Annotated in this window: 14 protein-coding genes; 8 read left to right on the top strand and 6 right to left on the bottom strand. The window is 69.8% G+C overall.

All coding sequences use genetic code 11. The features are described 5' to 3' along the window. Positions 1-42: 42 nt before the first annotated feature. The 3 genes from OG226_RS37020 to cobC are packed head-to-tail and all read left to right on the top strand — an operon-like array spanning position 43 to position 2673. Positions 43-660, top strand: coding sequence for a precorrin-8X methylmutase (locus tag OG226_RS37020; RefSeq protein WP_329353629.1), 618 nt, complete (start codon positions 43-45; stop codon positions 658-660). Beyond that, positions 657-1583 carry a sirohydrochlorin chelatase gene (locus tag OG226_RS37015; RefSeq protein WP_329351268.1) on the top strand — a complete coding sequence of 309 codons (927 nt, stop codon included), beginning with the start codon at positions 657-659 and terminating at the stop codon, positions 1581-1583. Before OG226_RS37020 ends, OG226_RS37015 begins: the two co-directional genes overlap by 4 nt. Then, positions 1573-2673, top strand: coding sequence for an Rv2231c family pyridoxal phosphate-dependent protein CobC (gene cobC / locus OG226_RS37010; protein ID WP_329351266.1), 1101 nt, complete (start codon positions 1573-1575; stop codon positions 2671-2673). Before OG226_RS37015 ends, cobC begins: the two co-directional genes overlap by 11 nt. Positions 2674-3216: 543 nt before the next feature. Here cobC and OG226_RS37005 read toward each other — a convergent pair. The 5 genes from OG226_RS37005 to OG226_RS36985 form a co-directional block, all read right to left on the bottom strand. After that, positions 3217-4122: an SCO1860 family LAETG-anchored protein gene (locus tag OG226_RS37005; protein WP_328684137.1), complete on the bottom strand. Its 906-nt coding sequence runs from the start codon at positions 4120-4122 to the stop codon at positions 3217-3219. Positions 4123-4253: 131 nt separating this feature from the next. After that, complete coding sequence (locus tag OG226_RS37000) at positions 4254-5345, bottom strand: amidohydrolase family protein (RefSeq protein WP_328684136.1); 1092 nt, start codon at positions 5343-5345, stop codon at positions 4254-4256. 89 nt (positions 5346-5434) lie between these two features. Then, positions 5435-6229, bottom strand: a complete 795-nt coding sequence (locus OG226_RS36995; protein ID WP_329351264.1) for an amino acid ABC transporter ATP-binding protein — start codon at positions 6227-6229, stop codon at positions 5435-5437. Next, entirely contained in the window at positions 6226-7065 is an 840-nt protein-coding gene (locus tag OG226_RS36990) for an amino acid ABC transporter permease (RefSeq protein ID WP_328684134.1), read from the bottom strand. The genes OG226_RS36995 and OG226_RS36990 overlap by 4 nt, the downstream gene beginning before the upstream one ends. Beyond that, positions 7062-7922: a transporter substrate-binding domain-containing protein gene (locus OG226_RS36985; protein ID WP_329351262.1), complete on the bottom strand. Its 861-nt coding sequence runs from the start codon at positions 7920-7922 to the stop codon at positions 7062-7064. The genes OG226_RS36990 and OG226_RS36985 overlap by 4 nt, the downstream gene beginning before the upstream one ends. A gap of 174 nt (positions 7923-8096) precedes the next feature. On the opposite strand from OG226_RS36985, the gene OG226_RS36980 reads away from it, so the two are divergent. From OG226_RS36980 to thpD, 5 genes are all read left to right on the top strand, one after another. Further along, the gene (locus OG226_RS36980; protein ID WP_329351260.1) at positions 8097-9197 is read left to right on the top strand and encodes a pyridoxal-phosphate-dependent aminotransferase family protein; all 1101 of its coding nucleotides are present in this window, start codon (positions 8097-8099) and stop codon (positions 9195-9197) included. A 348-nt stretch (positions 9198-9545) separates the two neighbouring features. Beyond that, entirely contained in the window at positions 9546-10052 is a 507-nt protein-coding gene (ectA, locus tag OG226_RS36975; protein WP_329351259.1) for a diaminobutyrate acetyltransferase, read from the top strand. A 48-nt stretch (positions 10053-10100) separates the two neighbouring features. Then, on the top strand, positions 10101-11372 hold the full coding sequence (gene ectB, locus OG226_RS36970; RefSeq protein WP_328684130.1) for a diaminobutyrate--2-oxoglutarate transaminase: 1272 nt from the start codon (positions 10101-10103) through the stop codon (positions 11370-11372). 54 nt (positions 11373-11426) lie between these two features. After that, entirely contained in the window at positions 11427-11861 is a 435-nt protein-coding gene (locus OG226_RS36965; RefSeq protein ID WP_329351258.1) for an ectoine synthase, read from the top strand. 5 nt (positions 11862-11866) lie between these two features. After that, entirely contained in the window at positions 11867-12763 is an 897-nt protein-coding gene (thpD, locus tag OG226_RS36960) for an ectoine hydroxylase (protein ID WP_328684128.1), read from the top strand. Between the two features lie 97 nt (positions 12764-12860). Here thpD and OG226_RS36955 read toward each other — a convergent pair whose 3' ends face one another. Further along, on the bottom strand, positions 12861-13910 hold the full coding sequence (locus OG226_RS36955; protein ID WP_443066939.1) for an aminotransferase class V-fold PLP-dependent enzyme: 1050 nt from the start codon (positions 13908-13910) through the stop codon (positions 12861-12863). Positions 13911-13976 lie beyond the last annotated feature (66 nt).

Below are 13976 nucleotides of genomic sequence, written 5' to 3'. Positions count from 1 at the left end.
GACCGTGTGGTTCATCCGATCGAGGTGGAGTCCTACCGGCGGATGCGCGCCCGGCTGGACACCTCGCACCTCCCACCGCTGACCCGTGCGGTCGTGGAGCGGGTCGTCCACTCCGCCGCCGATCTGGAGTACGCGTCCGATCTCGTCCTGGACGAGGGCGAGTTGGCGAAGGCGCACAGCGCGCTGCACGCCGGGGCGCCGGTGGTCGTGGACGTGCGGATGGTCGCGGCCGGGATCACCCGGCGCGAGACCGTGTGCCGGCTCCGGGACGCCAAGTCCGGGCCGGGGCTGACCCGTTCGGCACACGCGATCCGGCTCGCCTACGAGGAGGTCGGGCCCGGCGCCCTCTGGGTGATCGGCAACGCGCCGACCGCCCTGGAGGAGTTGCTGACGCTGGACGCCTCCCCCGCGCTCGTCATCGGGCTGCCCGTCGGCTTCGTCGGCGCGGTCGAGTCCAAGGCCGCGTTGCGCGAGAGCGGGCTACCGGCCGTGAGCAACGTGTCCGAGAAGGGCGGGTCGGCGGTGGCCTCGGCTGCGCTCAACGCCCTGCTGTATCACCCCACTTCGTCACCTTCGTCACCTTCATCGCCTTCATCGCCTTCATCATCCGAAGCACTGTCCCCATCACCGTCCCCATCACTGTCCGAGGAGAAATCGTGACCACCCCGCCGCCCGCCCTGCTCATCGCCGGACACGGCACCCGGGACGAGGCCGGAGCCGAGGCGTTCCGGTCCTTCGTACGGGAGTTGGGCCGCCGTCACCCCGAACTGCCCGTCGCGGGCGGGTTCATCGAACTGTCGCCGCCGCCGTTGGGCGACGCGGTGGCCGAGCTGGTGGAGCGCGGGGTGCGCCAGTTCGCCGCCGTACCGCTGATGCTGGTGTCCGCCGGGCACGCCAAGGGGGACATCCCGGCGGCGCTGGCCCGGGAGAAGGAGCGGCACGAGGGGATCTCGTACACGTACGGCCGTCCGCTGGGCCCGCATCCCTCGCTGCTGAAGGTGCTGGAGCGGCGGCTCGACGAGGCGCTCGGCGAATCGGCGCGCACGCCCGCCGACCGGGCCGATGTGACCGTGCTGCTCGTGGGGCGCGGTTCGACCGACCCGGACGCCAACGCCGAAGTGCACAAGGCGGCGCGGCTGTTGTGGGAAGGGCGCGGATACGCGGGCGTGGAACCGGCGTTCGTGTCGCTGGCGGCGCCGGACGTGCCGAGCGGCCTGGACCGGTGCGTGAAGCTGGGTGCCCGGCGGATCGTCGTCCTGCCGTACTTCCTGTTCACCGGCATCCTGCCGGAGCGGGTCCGGCACCAGACGGAGGGCTGGGCGGCGGCGCACCCGGAGATCAACGTCCTGTCCGCCGAAGTCATAGGCCCGGAGCCGGAGTTGCTGGACCTGGTGATGGAGCGGTACCGGGAGGCGGTCAAGGGCGATCTGCGGATGAACTGCGACTCCTGTGTGTACCGCATCGCGCTGCCGGGCTTCGAGGACAAGGTGGGGCAGCCGCAGCAGCCGCACTTCCACCCGGACGACGACGGCCACGACCACGACGGCCACCACCATCACGGTGGGCACGCCCATGCACACTGACAGAGCCCACGGCCACGATCCGACGGACAGAGCTTACGATCTCCGCCATCACGGTGACGTCGAAGTCCGGGACGACGGCGCCCAGTTGACCGACCTCGCCGTGAACGTCCGCGCGGACACGCCACCGGCCTGGCTGCGGGAGCGAATAGCCGGTTCGCTGACCGGGCTCGCCGCCTACCCGGACGGGCGGGCGGCGCGGGCGGCGATCGCGGCGCGGCACGGGCTGCCGGTGGAGCGGGTGCTGCTGACCGCGGGTGCCGCCGAGGCCTTCGTGCTGCTCGCCCGTGCGCTGAAGGTCCGTCAGCCGGTGGTCGTGCACCCGCAGTTCACGGAGCCGGAGGCGGCGCTGCGGGACGCGGGGCACTCGGTGGGGCGGGTGCTGTTGCGCGAGGCGGACGGTTTCCGACTCGGCCCAAAAGCGGTGCGGGCGGTGCCCGAGGACGCGGACCTGGTGTTGATCGGCAACCCGACGAACCCGACGTCCGTCCTGCACCCCGCTGCGGTGATCGCCCAACTTGCCCGCCCTGGGCGGACGTTGGTGGTCGACGAGGCGTTCATCGACGCGGTGCCGGGTGAACGGGAGTCGTTGGCGGGCCGGACCGACCTCCCCGGCCTGGTGGTCCTCCGCAGCCTCACCAAGACCTGGGGCCTGGCGGGGCTGCGGATCGGCTACGTCCTGGCCGCGCCCGCGACGATCTCGGAACTGGAGCGGGCCCAGCCGCTCTGGCCGGTGTCCACGCCGGCCCTCGCCGCGGCGGAGGCCTGCATGGAGTCGCGGGCCCTTGCCGAGGCCGCCCACGCGGCGCACCGCGTCACCGCCGACCGTGCCCATCTCGTCGCCGGGCTAGCCGAGTTCGCCCCCGACGGGCTCCGCGTCATGGAACCCGCCGAGGGACCGTTCGTCCTCCTCCGCGTCCCCAATGCGGTCGCCGTACGCCGTCATCTCCGCGACCTGGGCTTCGCCGTCCGCCGTGGGGACACGTTCCCGGGGTTGGACGAGGAGTGGCTACGGCTCGCCGTGCGGGACCGGGCGACAGTGAACCGGTTCCTACAGGCACTGGACCAGGCGGTGACGTTGGCGGGGCGGTGAGCACAGCTCCGCCCCATCCCCACCCACCAGCCTTACCCACCACCCACCCGACTCGGTCGACTGAGAAGCCACCGCCCAAACCTTCCCCACCACCCACCCGTCTCGGTGGGCTGAAGGGCCACCCTCCAAGCCTTACCCCCCACCCACCCGTCTCGGTCGGCTGAGAGACCACCACCCAAGCCTTCCCCGCCACCCACCCAACTCGGTGGGCTGAAGGGCCACCCTCCAAACCATTCCCGCCCACCCACCCAACTCGGTGGGCTGAGAGGCCACCCTCCAAACCTTCCCCGCCCGACTCGGTCGGCTGGGAGGCCACCGTCAAAACCCTGCCCGCCCGACTCGGTCGGCCAAGAGGGCAGCCTCCGAGCCCTTCCCCTCCCGCCCGACCGTCTCAGTCGTCCAAGAGGTTGCCCTTCAAGCCTTCCCGCCCTCCGACCCACCCGCGCACCCGCGCACCCGCCCACCCGCCCGCCCGTTTGCCGTCTTTCAAGCTGAGCCTCTAAAACGCCCGAGACGGGTGGGTGGGTGGGCAAGGCAGTTTCCTCAGCCTCGGCGCCGGCGCGCTGTCAGTACCGCTCCCCCGCCGAGTGCCAGCAACAACACCGCCCCACCCGCGACGTACGGCGTCATGGAACTACCCCCCGTCTCGGCCAACCCCGCCTCCGCAGGCGCCCCTTGGGGCTTCACATCCGGCGCGGGCTCAGAAGAGGGCGGGGTCACGGCGGCAACCCTCGGCGCCTCGCACGTCGCCTGCGCCAAGGTCACCGTCCCCTCCACGTCGGCAACGTTCAGCTTCAACGGGTTGACGGAGACCTTGAGTTCGAGCGCGGTCGCGGCGGCCGTACGGGACGTGGTCGACGTCTTGGACAGGTCGAGGCGGACGGACCCGACCCCCGGCACCTCAACATCCGTAGGACCACTGGCGGTTACCGTGATCCGCTTGCCGAGCACCGTCACCGCCCCCGGCAGATGCGACGTGGCGACAGGCGCCTTCCCCGCCTCGCACGTCGCCTTCGAGGTGACCGCGTCGACCTCGATGAGCGAGAGCAGCGGCAGCCCGGGAACATGGAGCCGCGCGTGGGCGAGGTTCGCGTAGCCCTCGGACTTGGTCGCGGACACCGTCGCCTTCGCCGTGGCGACGTCCGCGCTGAGCACGCTGAAGGGCTGCCCGCCGTTCACCCCGTCCAACTGAGCGGTGAGCGCGGTCTTTTCGGCACTCTGCGGCGCCTGGACCTCGTTGAGGGAGACCGCGAGCGGGACGTCCACGGTCTTGTTGAGCAGGGACACGTCGAGCCCGGCGCGGAGCACGACGGCGCTAGCCCGACCCTGGTCGGTGGTCGCGTGGGCGGACCCCGCGCCGGCCAGCGCCACGGGACCGGCGGCGAGGGCGGTCGCAGTGGCCACGGTGGCCCAACGGCGTGCGGGCATGCGGAAGTTGGTGCCGTTCAAGGTGTGGGACCCCCAGAAGAGACATGCTTGGGACCCGGTAAGAATTACCCACGACGAGTGAACCGTCAGCGATCCCGCGTCACTTCACCCCATCGTGGGATTTCCGTGAACGTATTCGAATCGCCTGGCGACTATTCGACCACCAGCCCGTTCAGCACCACCCGTCGCGGCGACGCCAGCACGCGCACATCGGCGCGCGGGTCCGCCTCGTAGACGACGAAGTCCGCCGGCGCACCCTCATCGAGCCCGGGCCGCCCGAGCCACCGCCGCGCACCCCACGCGGTCGCCGACAGCGCCTCTACGGCGGGGATGCCGGCGGTGACGAGTTCGGCGACCTCGGCGGCCACCAGGCCGTGGGCGAGGGAACCCCCGGCGTCCGTGCCGACGTAGACCGGGACGCCGGCGTCGTAGGCGGCGCGCACGGTGTCGTAGCGCCGCTCGTACAGTCGCCGCATATGGGCCGACCAGCGCGGGAACTTGGCGTCGCCGCCCTCGGCGAGCCGCGGGAAGGTCGCGATGTTCACGAGGGTGGGGACGATCGCGACGCCCCGCGAGGCGAACAGCGGGACGAGGTCCTCGGTGAGGCCGGTCGCGTGCTCGATGCAGTCGATGCCCGCGTCGACCAGGTCGCGCAGCGCGTCCTCCCCGAAGCAGTGCGCGGTGACGCGCGCGCCGAGCCGGTGGGCCTCGGCGATAGCCGCGTCCACCGCTTCGCGCGGCCAGCAGGCGGAGAGGTCGCCGAGGTCGCGGTCGATCCAGTCGCCGACCAACTTGACCCAGCCGTCGCCGCGTTGGGCCTCCTGGGCGACGTAGGCGACGAGTTCGTCAGGTTCGATCTCGTGGGCGAAGTTGCGGATGTAGCGGCGGGTGCGGGCGATGTGCCTGCCCGCGCGAATGATCTTCGGGAGGTCTTCGCGGTCGTCGATCCAGCGGGTGTCCGAGGGTGAGCCCGCGTCGCGGAGCAGGAGGGTGCCGGCGTCGCGGTCGGTGAGGGCCTGTGTCTCGGCGGTCTCGGCGTCTACGGGGCCGTGGGTGCCGAGGCCTACGTGGCAGTGGGCGTCGACGAGGCCGGGGAGGGCCCAGCCGTTTACCGTCCGGATGTCGCGTCCGTGGGTTGGACGGTCGTAGGAGATGCGGCCGTCGATCACCCAGAGTTCATCGCGGATGTCCTCGGGGCCCGCCAGGACTCGGCCCTTCATGTGCAGCACCGGTAGATCACTCATGGGACGCACGATAGTTCGTCGGGTGCGGGTCCGTTGTGGCTGGTCGCGCCCACGCGGCGGAGCCGCAAATCGATACAGCCCCGCGCCCCCTACGGGGCGCCGCCCTCGTCGTCCATTTCAGCCATCGCGGGGTCCAGTAGACGGGACAGGAAGTGGCGGGTGCGGGCGTGCTGCGGGTTGGTGATCACCCCGTCCGGGGTTCCGGCTTCGACAATCACGCCACCGTCCATGAACACAACCCGATCCGCCACCTCGCGCGCGAACGTCATCTCATGGGTCACGACCATCATCGTCATGCCCTCGTTCGCGAGCATCCGCATGACCGCCAGCACGTCCCCCACCAGCTCGGGGTCGAGTGCCGACGTCGGTTCGTCGAAGAGCATCACCTCGGGGCCCATCGCCAACGCCCTTGCGATCGCCACGCGTTGCTGCTGGCCGCCGGAGAGGGACGCGGGGTAGGCGGCGGCCTTCTCCGAGAGGCCTACGCGGCGGAGGTTCTCCGCGGCGACCTCGGCCGCCGCCGTCCTGTCGCGGCGCAGGACCCGGCGTTGGGGCAGGGTGAGGTTCTCGGTGACGGTCAGGTGCGGGAAGAGGTTGAACTGCTGGAAGACCATGCCGATACGGCGGCGTACGGCGTCGATGTCGACGTCGGGGTCGGTGATCTCGGTGCCGCCGACGAACACCCGTCCCTGGGTGGGTTCTTCGAGCAGGTTCACGCAGCGCAGGAGGGTCGACTTGCCGGAGCCGGAGGGGCCGATGACGCACACGACCTCGCCCTGGCCGATCTCCAGGTCGATGCCGCGCAGCACCTCGTTGGTGCCGAACGACTTGTGCAGGCCGCGGACTTGGATCTCCGGGGTACCCGTGACGGGACCGCGGTTCACCGGACCGCCTCCCCCGTCTTGGTCTCCATGCGGCGGACCACGAAGCTCAGCGGGATCGTGACGAGGAGGTAGCACAGGCCCGCCACCAGGATCGGCGTGGAGTTGGCCGTCGTACTCGCCAAGTCCCGTCCGTATTTGGAGAGTTCGCGTTCCTCCAGGGTGACGCCCAGGAACAGGACCAGGGAGGAGTCCTTGAAGAGGAGGACGAGTTCGTTGGTCAGCGGCGGGAGGATGATCCGGAACGCCTGCGGGACGATGATCGACACCATGGCCCGCGCCGGGGAGAAACCGAGCGAACGGGCCGCCTCCGACTGCCCTTTGGGCACCGCCTGGATGCCCGCGCGGATCGTCTCCGCCATGTACGCGGCCGACACCAGACCGAGCGCGAGGGCGACCTTGCCGTACGTGCCGCCGACGATCTCCGTGCCCGGGAAGGCGAGCGGCACGGCGACGCCGACGAAGATGAAGATCAGCAGGGCGGGCAGGCCGCGGAAGATCTCGATGTAGATCCCGGCGAGCCAGCGGTAGGGCCCCACGGACGACAGCCGCATCAGCGCGACGACCATGCCGAGGACCAGCCCGAAGACGAAGCCCGACAGGGTGTAGAGCACGGTGTTCTTCAACGCCAGGGTGATGACGTCCGGGAACATCTGCTTGGCGATGCTCCACTGCGCGAACTGGTTCTTCAGGCGGCCCCAGTCGGCGGTGACCGCGAAGACGATCACGACAGCGGCGAAGACGGCGTACTGCGCGCCTTGGGACAGTCTGCGCCGCTGACGTCTGCTCAACCCCTGTCTCCTGGGCTGGAGTTCGGGGTCCGCGGTGTCGCCGGTCATGAGGCCGACGGAGCGGCGGTGGCCGAGGCGCCGTAGGGACCGATCCACTTCTCGTAGAGCTTCTTGTACGTGCCGTCTGCCTTCGCGTCCTTGATGGCCCTGTTGATGGCGGCGAGGAGTTTCGTGTTGCCCTTCTTGACCGTGAAGCCGTACTGCTCACCGGTGTTGAGGTTGTCGACGACCTTGAAGGCGTCGGCGTTGGCCTTGGTCTTGAGCCAGCCCTGGACCACCGGGTAGTCGATGATGACGGCCTGGACCTGGCCGGTGCGCAGGCCGTTGAGGACGGCGTCGGAGGACTCGAAGGAGACGGGGTCGAAGCCCTTGCTCTTGACGTAGTCCTCGCCGGTGGTCTGCGCCTGGGCGCCGAGCTTCCTGCCCTTGGTCCTCACATCGGCGAGGGAGGTGATCCCGCTCTTCCTGTCGACGAGGACGGCCTGGGTGGCGTCGAAGTACGGGTCGGAGAAGTCGACGTTCTTCTTGCGCTCGGCGGTGATGGTCATGCCGGCGGCGGCCAGGTCGCACTCGTCGGCGTTGAGGAAGGCGCCGGTCTTGAAGTTCTCGAAGGGGGTGTCGAGGATCGTCTGCTGCACGCCGAGGTTCTTGGCGACCAGGTCGATGAGGGAGACGTCGAAGCCCTGCACCTTGCCGTCGATCTCGGACTGGAAGGGCGGGTAGGGCAGGTGGGTGCAGGTGGTGAGCCGGCCGGCCTTGACCAGTTCGACGCCACCGGCGGCGGTCTTCGAACCGCTGCCGCCGCTGTCGCTCGACGTGCAGCCGGCCACGAGGACGAGGGCGATCGCGGCCGTCGCGGTGGTGGCGGCCAGGGTGCGGGACCGGCGGCCGAGGAGCGTGTTCACGGAGGCCTCCTGTGACGGAACTATGGGTTCCGATTATTCGGAGGGGTTCGGCGGGCCGCTCACCCGGAACGGTGACCAGGGGGCCGTCCGGGCTAAGAAGTCGCCGGTTACGCTCATCTCCGTCGATCAGGACCGTCCCTCCCGGCCCCTCCCCGCGAGCGAAAGAGCACCGCCATGACCCACCCCTTCCTCGACCTGGCCCCGCTGAGCGCCGCGCACTTCGCCTCGATCGAGGACCGGGTGGCCCGGCTGCTCGGCACCGAGCAGGATGTCGTGATCATGCAGGGCGAGGCGCTGCTGCCGCTGGAGGGCGCGATCCGTTCGACGGCGGGGCCGGGCACGCTCGCGCTGAACGTCGTCACCGGCCCCTACGGGCAGACCTTCGGGAACTGGCTGCGGGACTGCGGCGCCGAGGTGATCGATCTCGCCGTGCCGTTCCACACGGCGGTGACCGCCGACCAGATCCGGGAGGCGTTCGCCGAGCACCCGGAGATCGACTTCGTGTCTCTCGTCCACGCGGAGGCCGCGACCGGCAACACCAACCCGGTCGCGGAGATCGGCGAGATCGTGCGCGCGCACGGCGCGATCTTCTACCTCGACGCGGTGGCGTCCATCGGCGCGGAGCCGGTGCTGCCGCAGGCCTGGGGTGTCGACCTGTGCGTGATCGGCGCGCAGAAGGCGATGGGCGGGCCTGCGGGTGTGTCGGCGGTGTCGGTGAGCGCGCGGGCGTGGGCTCGCATGACGGCCAACCCCGGGGCCCCGCGCCGTTCGTACCTTTCCCTCCTCGACTGGAAGGACCGCTGGACCGACGCCGGCCGCACGGCGCTGCCGCACGCACCGGCCCAGTTGGAGATGCTCGCGCTGGAGGCGTGCGTGGAGCGCATCGAGTCGGAGGGCCTCGATGTGCTGATGCGCCGCCACGCGACCGCGGCGGCGGCGACGCGCGCGGGCGCGCTCGCCCTGGGCGGCGGCCTCGAACCGTACGTCCACGACGCCGCCGAGGCCGCGCCGGTCGCTACGACGCTCAGGACGCCGCCGGGTGTCGTGGCCTCGGAGCTGGTGGCAAGGGCCCTGACCTCGGACCCGACCTTGCCGCTGGCCGCCGGCGGGGGTGCCCTGGCCAAGGAGATGATCCGGGTCAACCACTACGGGGTGGACGCGACGATCGGGGCGGTACAGAACTCCTTGGCAGCGCTGGGCGCGGCGCTGACCGAGCAGGGGGTGCCGGTGGATCTGGAGGGCGCGCGGTCCACCGTGGAGGAGACCTGGCGGTAGTCGTGGCCCGAGGTGAGTACTGGGGGCCGATTCATCCGGTCGAGTATCGACGGCGTCACCGGAGCCTAATTCCGATGTAATTCCCGGGAATTTTATCGCCGTCTTTACGGGCAGCTTCCACTTGCTCTTCTGCCCGATTTCCGCGCACCCAAACGCAAACAATTCGCGTAGATCTCGTGAGGGTTACACCCCTGTGACCCGTTACACAGCGCGCCCTTTTCGCGCCTTATGTGCCGGTCAAAGCGGGGCATAGACCACGCCTTCGCACGCGTGGTAACACAGCATCGCCTCAGACGTAACCCCATACCTGCATGCAATTTTGAATTTCCCTCGGTAAATTCAATTCGCATGACTGCCACCCAAGCAGACCTGCACATCGACCGCCCCACGGTGGCCGACGGCGCCGCGTTGTGGCGTATTGCCAAGGACTCGAACGCCCTCGACCTGAACTCGTCGTACAGCTATCTGCTGTGGTGCCGGGACTTCGCCGGTACCTCCGCCGTCGTAAGGGACGAGCGCGGGGAGCCGGTCGGCTTCGTCACCGGGTACGTGCCGCCGGACCGGCCGGGCACCCTGCTCGTGTGGCAGGTGGCTGTCGACGCCGCGCAGCGCGGTCGCGGGCTGGCCGCACGGCTGCTCGACGGACTCACCGAGCGGGTCGCGGACGACTACGGGGTGACCGCGATCGAGACCACGATCGCCCCCGGCAACACCGCGTCCGAGCGCCTCTTCACGTCGTACGCCGAACGCCACGACGCCACCGTCGAGCGCACGGTCCTCTTCGAGGCCGGTGACTTCCCGGACGGACCGCACGACCCCGAGGTGCTGTACCGCATCGGCCCGCTGGGTCTCTGAGCCCCGCGTTGCCCGACACCCGCACCCCCACCCCGAGGAGCAATTCGCGTGACCATCACCCAGCCCGATCTCAGCGTCTTCGAGACCCTGGAGTCCGAGGTCCGCAGCTACTGCCGCGCCTGGCCCACCGTCTTCGACCGGGCCCGGGGCAGCCGTATGTACGACGAGGACGGCCACGCCTACCTCGACTTCTTCGCGGGCGCCGGCTCGCTGAACTACGGGCACAACAACCCTGTTCTGAAACGGGCGTTGATCGACTACCTGGAGCGGGACGGCGTCACGCACGGGCTCGACATGTCGACCAGTGCCAAGCGCGCCTTCCTCCAGACCTTCCAGGACCTGGTGCTACGGCCGCGCGACCTGCCGTACAAGGTGATGTTCCCGGGCCCGACCGGCACCAACGCCGTTGAGTCCGCACTGAAGTTGGCGCGGAAGGTGAAAGGGCGCGAGGCGATCGTGTCGTTCACCAACGCCTTCCACGGGATGTCCCTCGGCTCGCTCGCCGTGACCGGGAACGCCTTCAAGCGGGCCGGCGCAGGTGTCCCGCTGGTGCACGGCACGCCGATGCCCTTCGACAACTACTTCGACGGCAAGGTCCCCGACTTCCTGTGGTTCGAGCGGCTGTTGGAGGACCAGGGCTCCGGCCTCAACAAGCCCGCCGCCGTGATCGTCGAGTCCGTGCAGGGCGAGGGCGGCATCAACGTCGCCCGCCCCGAATGGCTGCGCGCGCTGGCCGAGTTGTGCGAGCGCCAGGACATGCTGCTGATCGTCGACGACATCCAGATGGGCTGCGGCCGCACCGGCGCGTTCTTCTCCTTCGAGGAGTCCGGCATCGTCCCGGACATCGTCACCGTGTCCAAGTCCATCAGCGGCTACGGCCTTCCGATGTCCCTGTGCCTGTTCAAGCCCGAGCTGGACATCTGGGAGCCGGGTGAGCACAACGGCACGTTCCGCGGCAACAACCCGGCGTTCGTCACCGCCACCGCCGCCCTGGAGACGTACTGGGCGGACGGTTCCGCGATGGAGAAGCAGACCCGGGCCCGGGGTGAGCAGGTCGAGCAGGGGCTGATCTCCATCACCGAGGAGAACCTCGCCGACATCAAGGAGTACCGGGGCCGCGGGCTGGTCTGGGGCATCGAGTTCAAGGACCCCGAGCGCGCCGGCAAGATCTGCGCCCGCGCCTTCGAACTCGGCCTGCTCGTCGAGACGTCGGGCCCGCAGAGCGAGGTCGTGAAACTCCTCCCCGCGCTGACCATCACCCCCGAGGAGCTGGACGAGGGGCTGAGCATCCTAGCCCGCGCCGTACGCGAAACCGTCTGAACAACCTGACCGGCCCGACCATCTGACACCACGTCAAGGAGGCGTCAAAGCACCGTGATTGTTCGTTCGTTCAAGGAACTCGAAGGCACCGACCGGCACATCAGGTCCGCGTCCGGCACCTGGGAGAGCAAGCGCATCGTCCTCGCCAAGGAGCGGGTCGGTTTCTCGGTGCACGAGACCATCCTCTACGCGGGTACCGAGACGTCGATGTGGTACGCGAACCACATCGAGGCCGTCGTCTGTGTCGAGGGCCACGCCGAACTCACCGACAACGAGACCGGGCAGACGTACACGATCACGCCCGGGACCATGTACCTCCTCGACGGCCACGAGCGGCACACGATGCGGATCAAGGAGGATTTCCGCTGCATCTGTGTCTTCAACCCGCCCGTCACCGGACGGGAGGACCACGACGAGAACGGCGTCTACCCTCCCCCAGAGCCGAATGCCTGGGGGGACCCCCAGCCGACCGAGCCCGAGGAGGTGTGACGAGCATGACCACCGTCACCAGCGTCACCGACCTGTACCCCAGCCGCGGCACCACCGAGGTGTCCGCCCCGCGCAAGGACCCCGTCGTCTGGGGCTCCCCCGACACCCCGGGGCCGATCCCGACGGCCGACCTCCAGGCGTTCGAGCGCGACGGCTTCCTCTCCATGCGGGAACTCCTCCGGGACGACGAAGTCGACGTCTACCGGCGGGAGTTGGAGCGGCTGATCGCGGACCCGGCGATCCGGGCCGACGAGCGGTCGATCATCGAGTCGAAGTCCAAGGAGATCCGGTCCGTCTTCGAGGTGCACCGGATCAGCGAGGTGTTCGCGCGGCTCGTGCGCGACGAGCGGGTCGTCGGGCGGGCGCGGCAGATCCTCGGCTCGGACGTGTACGTCCACCAGTCCCGGATCAACGTGAAGCCCGGGTTCGGCGCGAGCGGCTTCTACTGGCACTCGGACTTCGAGACCTGGCACGCCGAGGACGGGCTGCCGAACATGCGCACCGTGTCCGTGTCGATCGCGCTCACCGAGAACCACGACACCAACGGCGGCCTCATGATCATGCCGGGCTCGCACCGGACGTTCCTCGGCTGCGCGGGCGCGACCCCCGAGGACAACTACCGCCAGTCGCTCCAGATGCAGGACGCGGGCACCCCGTCCGACGAGGCGCTGACCGGCATGGCCTCCGAGTACGGCATCAAGTTGTTCACGGGCAGGGCGGGTTCGGCGACCTGGTTCGACTGCAACTGCATGCACGGCTCCGGCGACAACATCACGCCGTTCCCGCGCAGCAACGTCTTCATCGTGTTCAACAGCGTGGAGAACAAGGCCGTCGAGCCGTTCGCGGCTCCGGTACGACGCCCCGAGTTCATCGGCGCCCGGGACTTCACTCCGGTGCGGTGACGGCGAGGCGGTTCACCGCGAGGGCACCCCGGTCACGGCGACCGGGGTGCCCTTCCGCACTTCGACTCCCGTACGGCAGCAGCCTCTTCTGCCCACGTCAGCCGGCCAGGACCTCCAGCAGACGGTCGACGTCCTCAGCGGTGTTGTAGAGATGGAAGGCCGCCCTCAAGTTCCCCGCGCGGTCGGAGACTTCGACCCCGGCCGCGCTCAACTCGCCCTGCCGGTGGCCGAGTCCGGGCACGGAGACGATCGGTGAGCCGGGGGACGCCACCGGTGCGTGCCCGAGGGTGTCGAGACCCGCGCGGAAGCGGTCGGCGAGGGTCAGGTCGTGGGCGCGTACGGCGTCGACCCCCAACTCCTCCAGCAGCGCGAGGGAGTGGCGGGCACCGGCGTAGGAGAAGAGGGCCGGGCTCTCGTCGAACCGGCGGGCGGAGTGGGCGAGTTCCTCGACCGGGCCGTAGCAGCTGTCCCAGGGCGCCTCGCCCGCGACCCAGCCTGCGAAGACCGGGTTGAGGCCGCCGAGGTCCTCCGGGGTGACCAGGAAGGCGACCCCGCGCGGGCAGAAGAGCCACTTGAAGCCGACGGCGGCGACATAGTCGTAGGCGCCCGCGTCGAGGTCGAACCAGCCGACGGCCTGCGACGCGTCGACGTACGTACGCGCCCCGTGTTCACGTGCCGCCGCCCGGAGCGCGGGCAGGTCGGCGATGCGGCCGTCGGCGGACTGGGCGGCACTGACCGCGACGAGCGCGGTGCCCGGGCGTACCGACTCGGCGATCCGCTCCAGCGGGACGGCGCGCACCTTGAGGTCGGCGCGCATGTGGAAGGGGTTCACGACCGAGCTGAAGTCCGCCTCGGCGGTGAGGACTTCGGCGCCGGCGGGCAGTGACGAGGCGATCAGTCCGCTGTAGACCGCGACCGAGGCACCGGCCGCCACCCGGCCGACCGGCACGCGGGTCAGCCGGGCGAAGGCGGCGCGGGACGCCTCGACGTCGTCGAACATGTCGGTCGGTGTGCCGACCGCCGCGGCTTCGATGGCGGTGTGCATCGCCGTGACCGTGCGGGTCGGGAGGAGGCCGGTACTCGCGGTGTTGAGGTAGGTGTTCTTCGGGGCGAACTCGGCGCGGACGAGGCTCTCGAAGGTCTCCATGCCACCACTCTGCGGTGCCGAGAGGCCCTCGTCCATTGCGATTTTTTACGTGGATCCGCTAAGGAA

The organism is Streptomyces sp. NBC_01261 (assembly GCF_036226385.1).
Taxonomy (GTDB): Bacteria; Actinomycetota; Actinomycetes; order Streptomycetales; family Streptomycetaceae; genus Streptomyces.
Note: the sequence above shows the minus strand (reverse complement) of the source record. Positions and strands in the feature narration are given on the sequence as shown.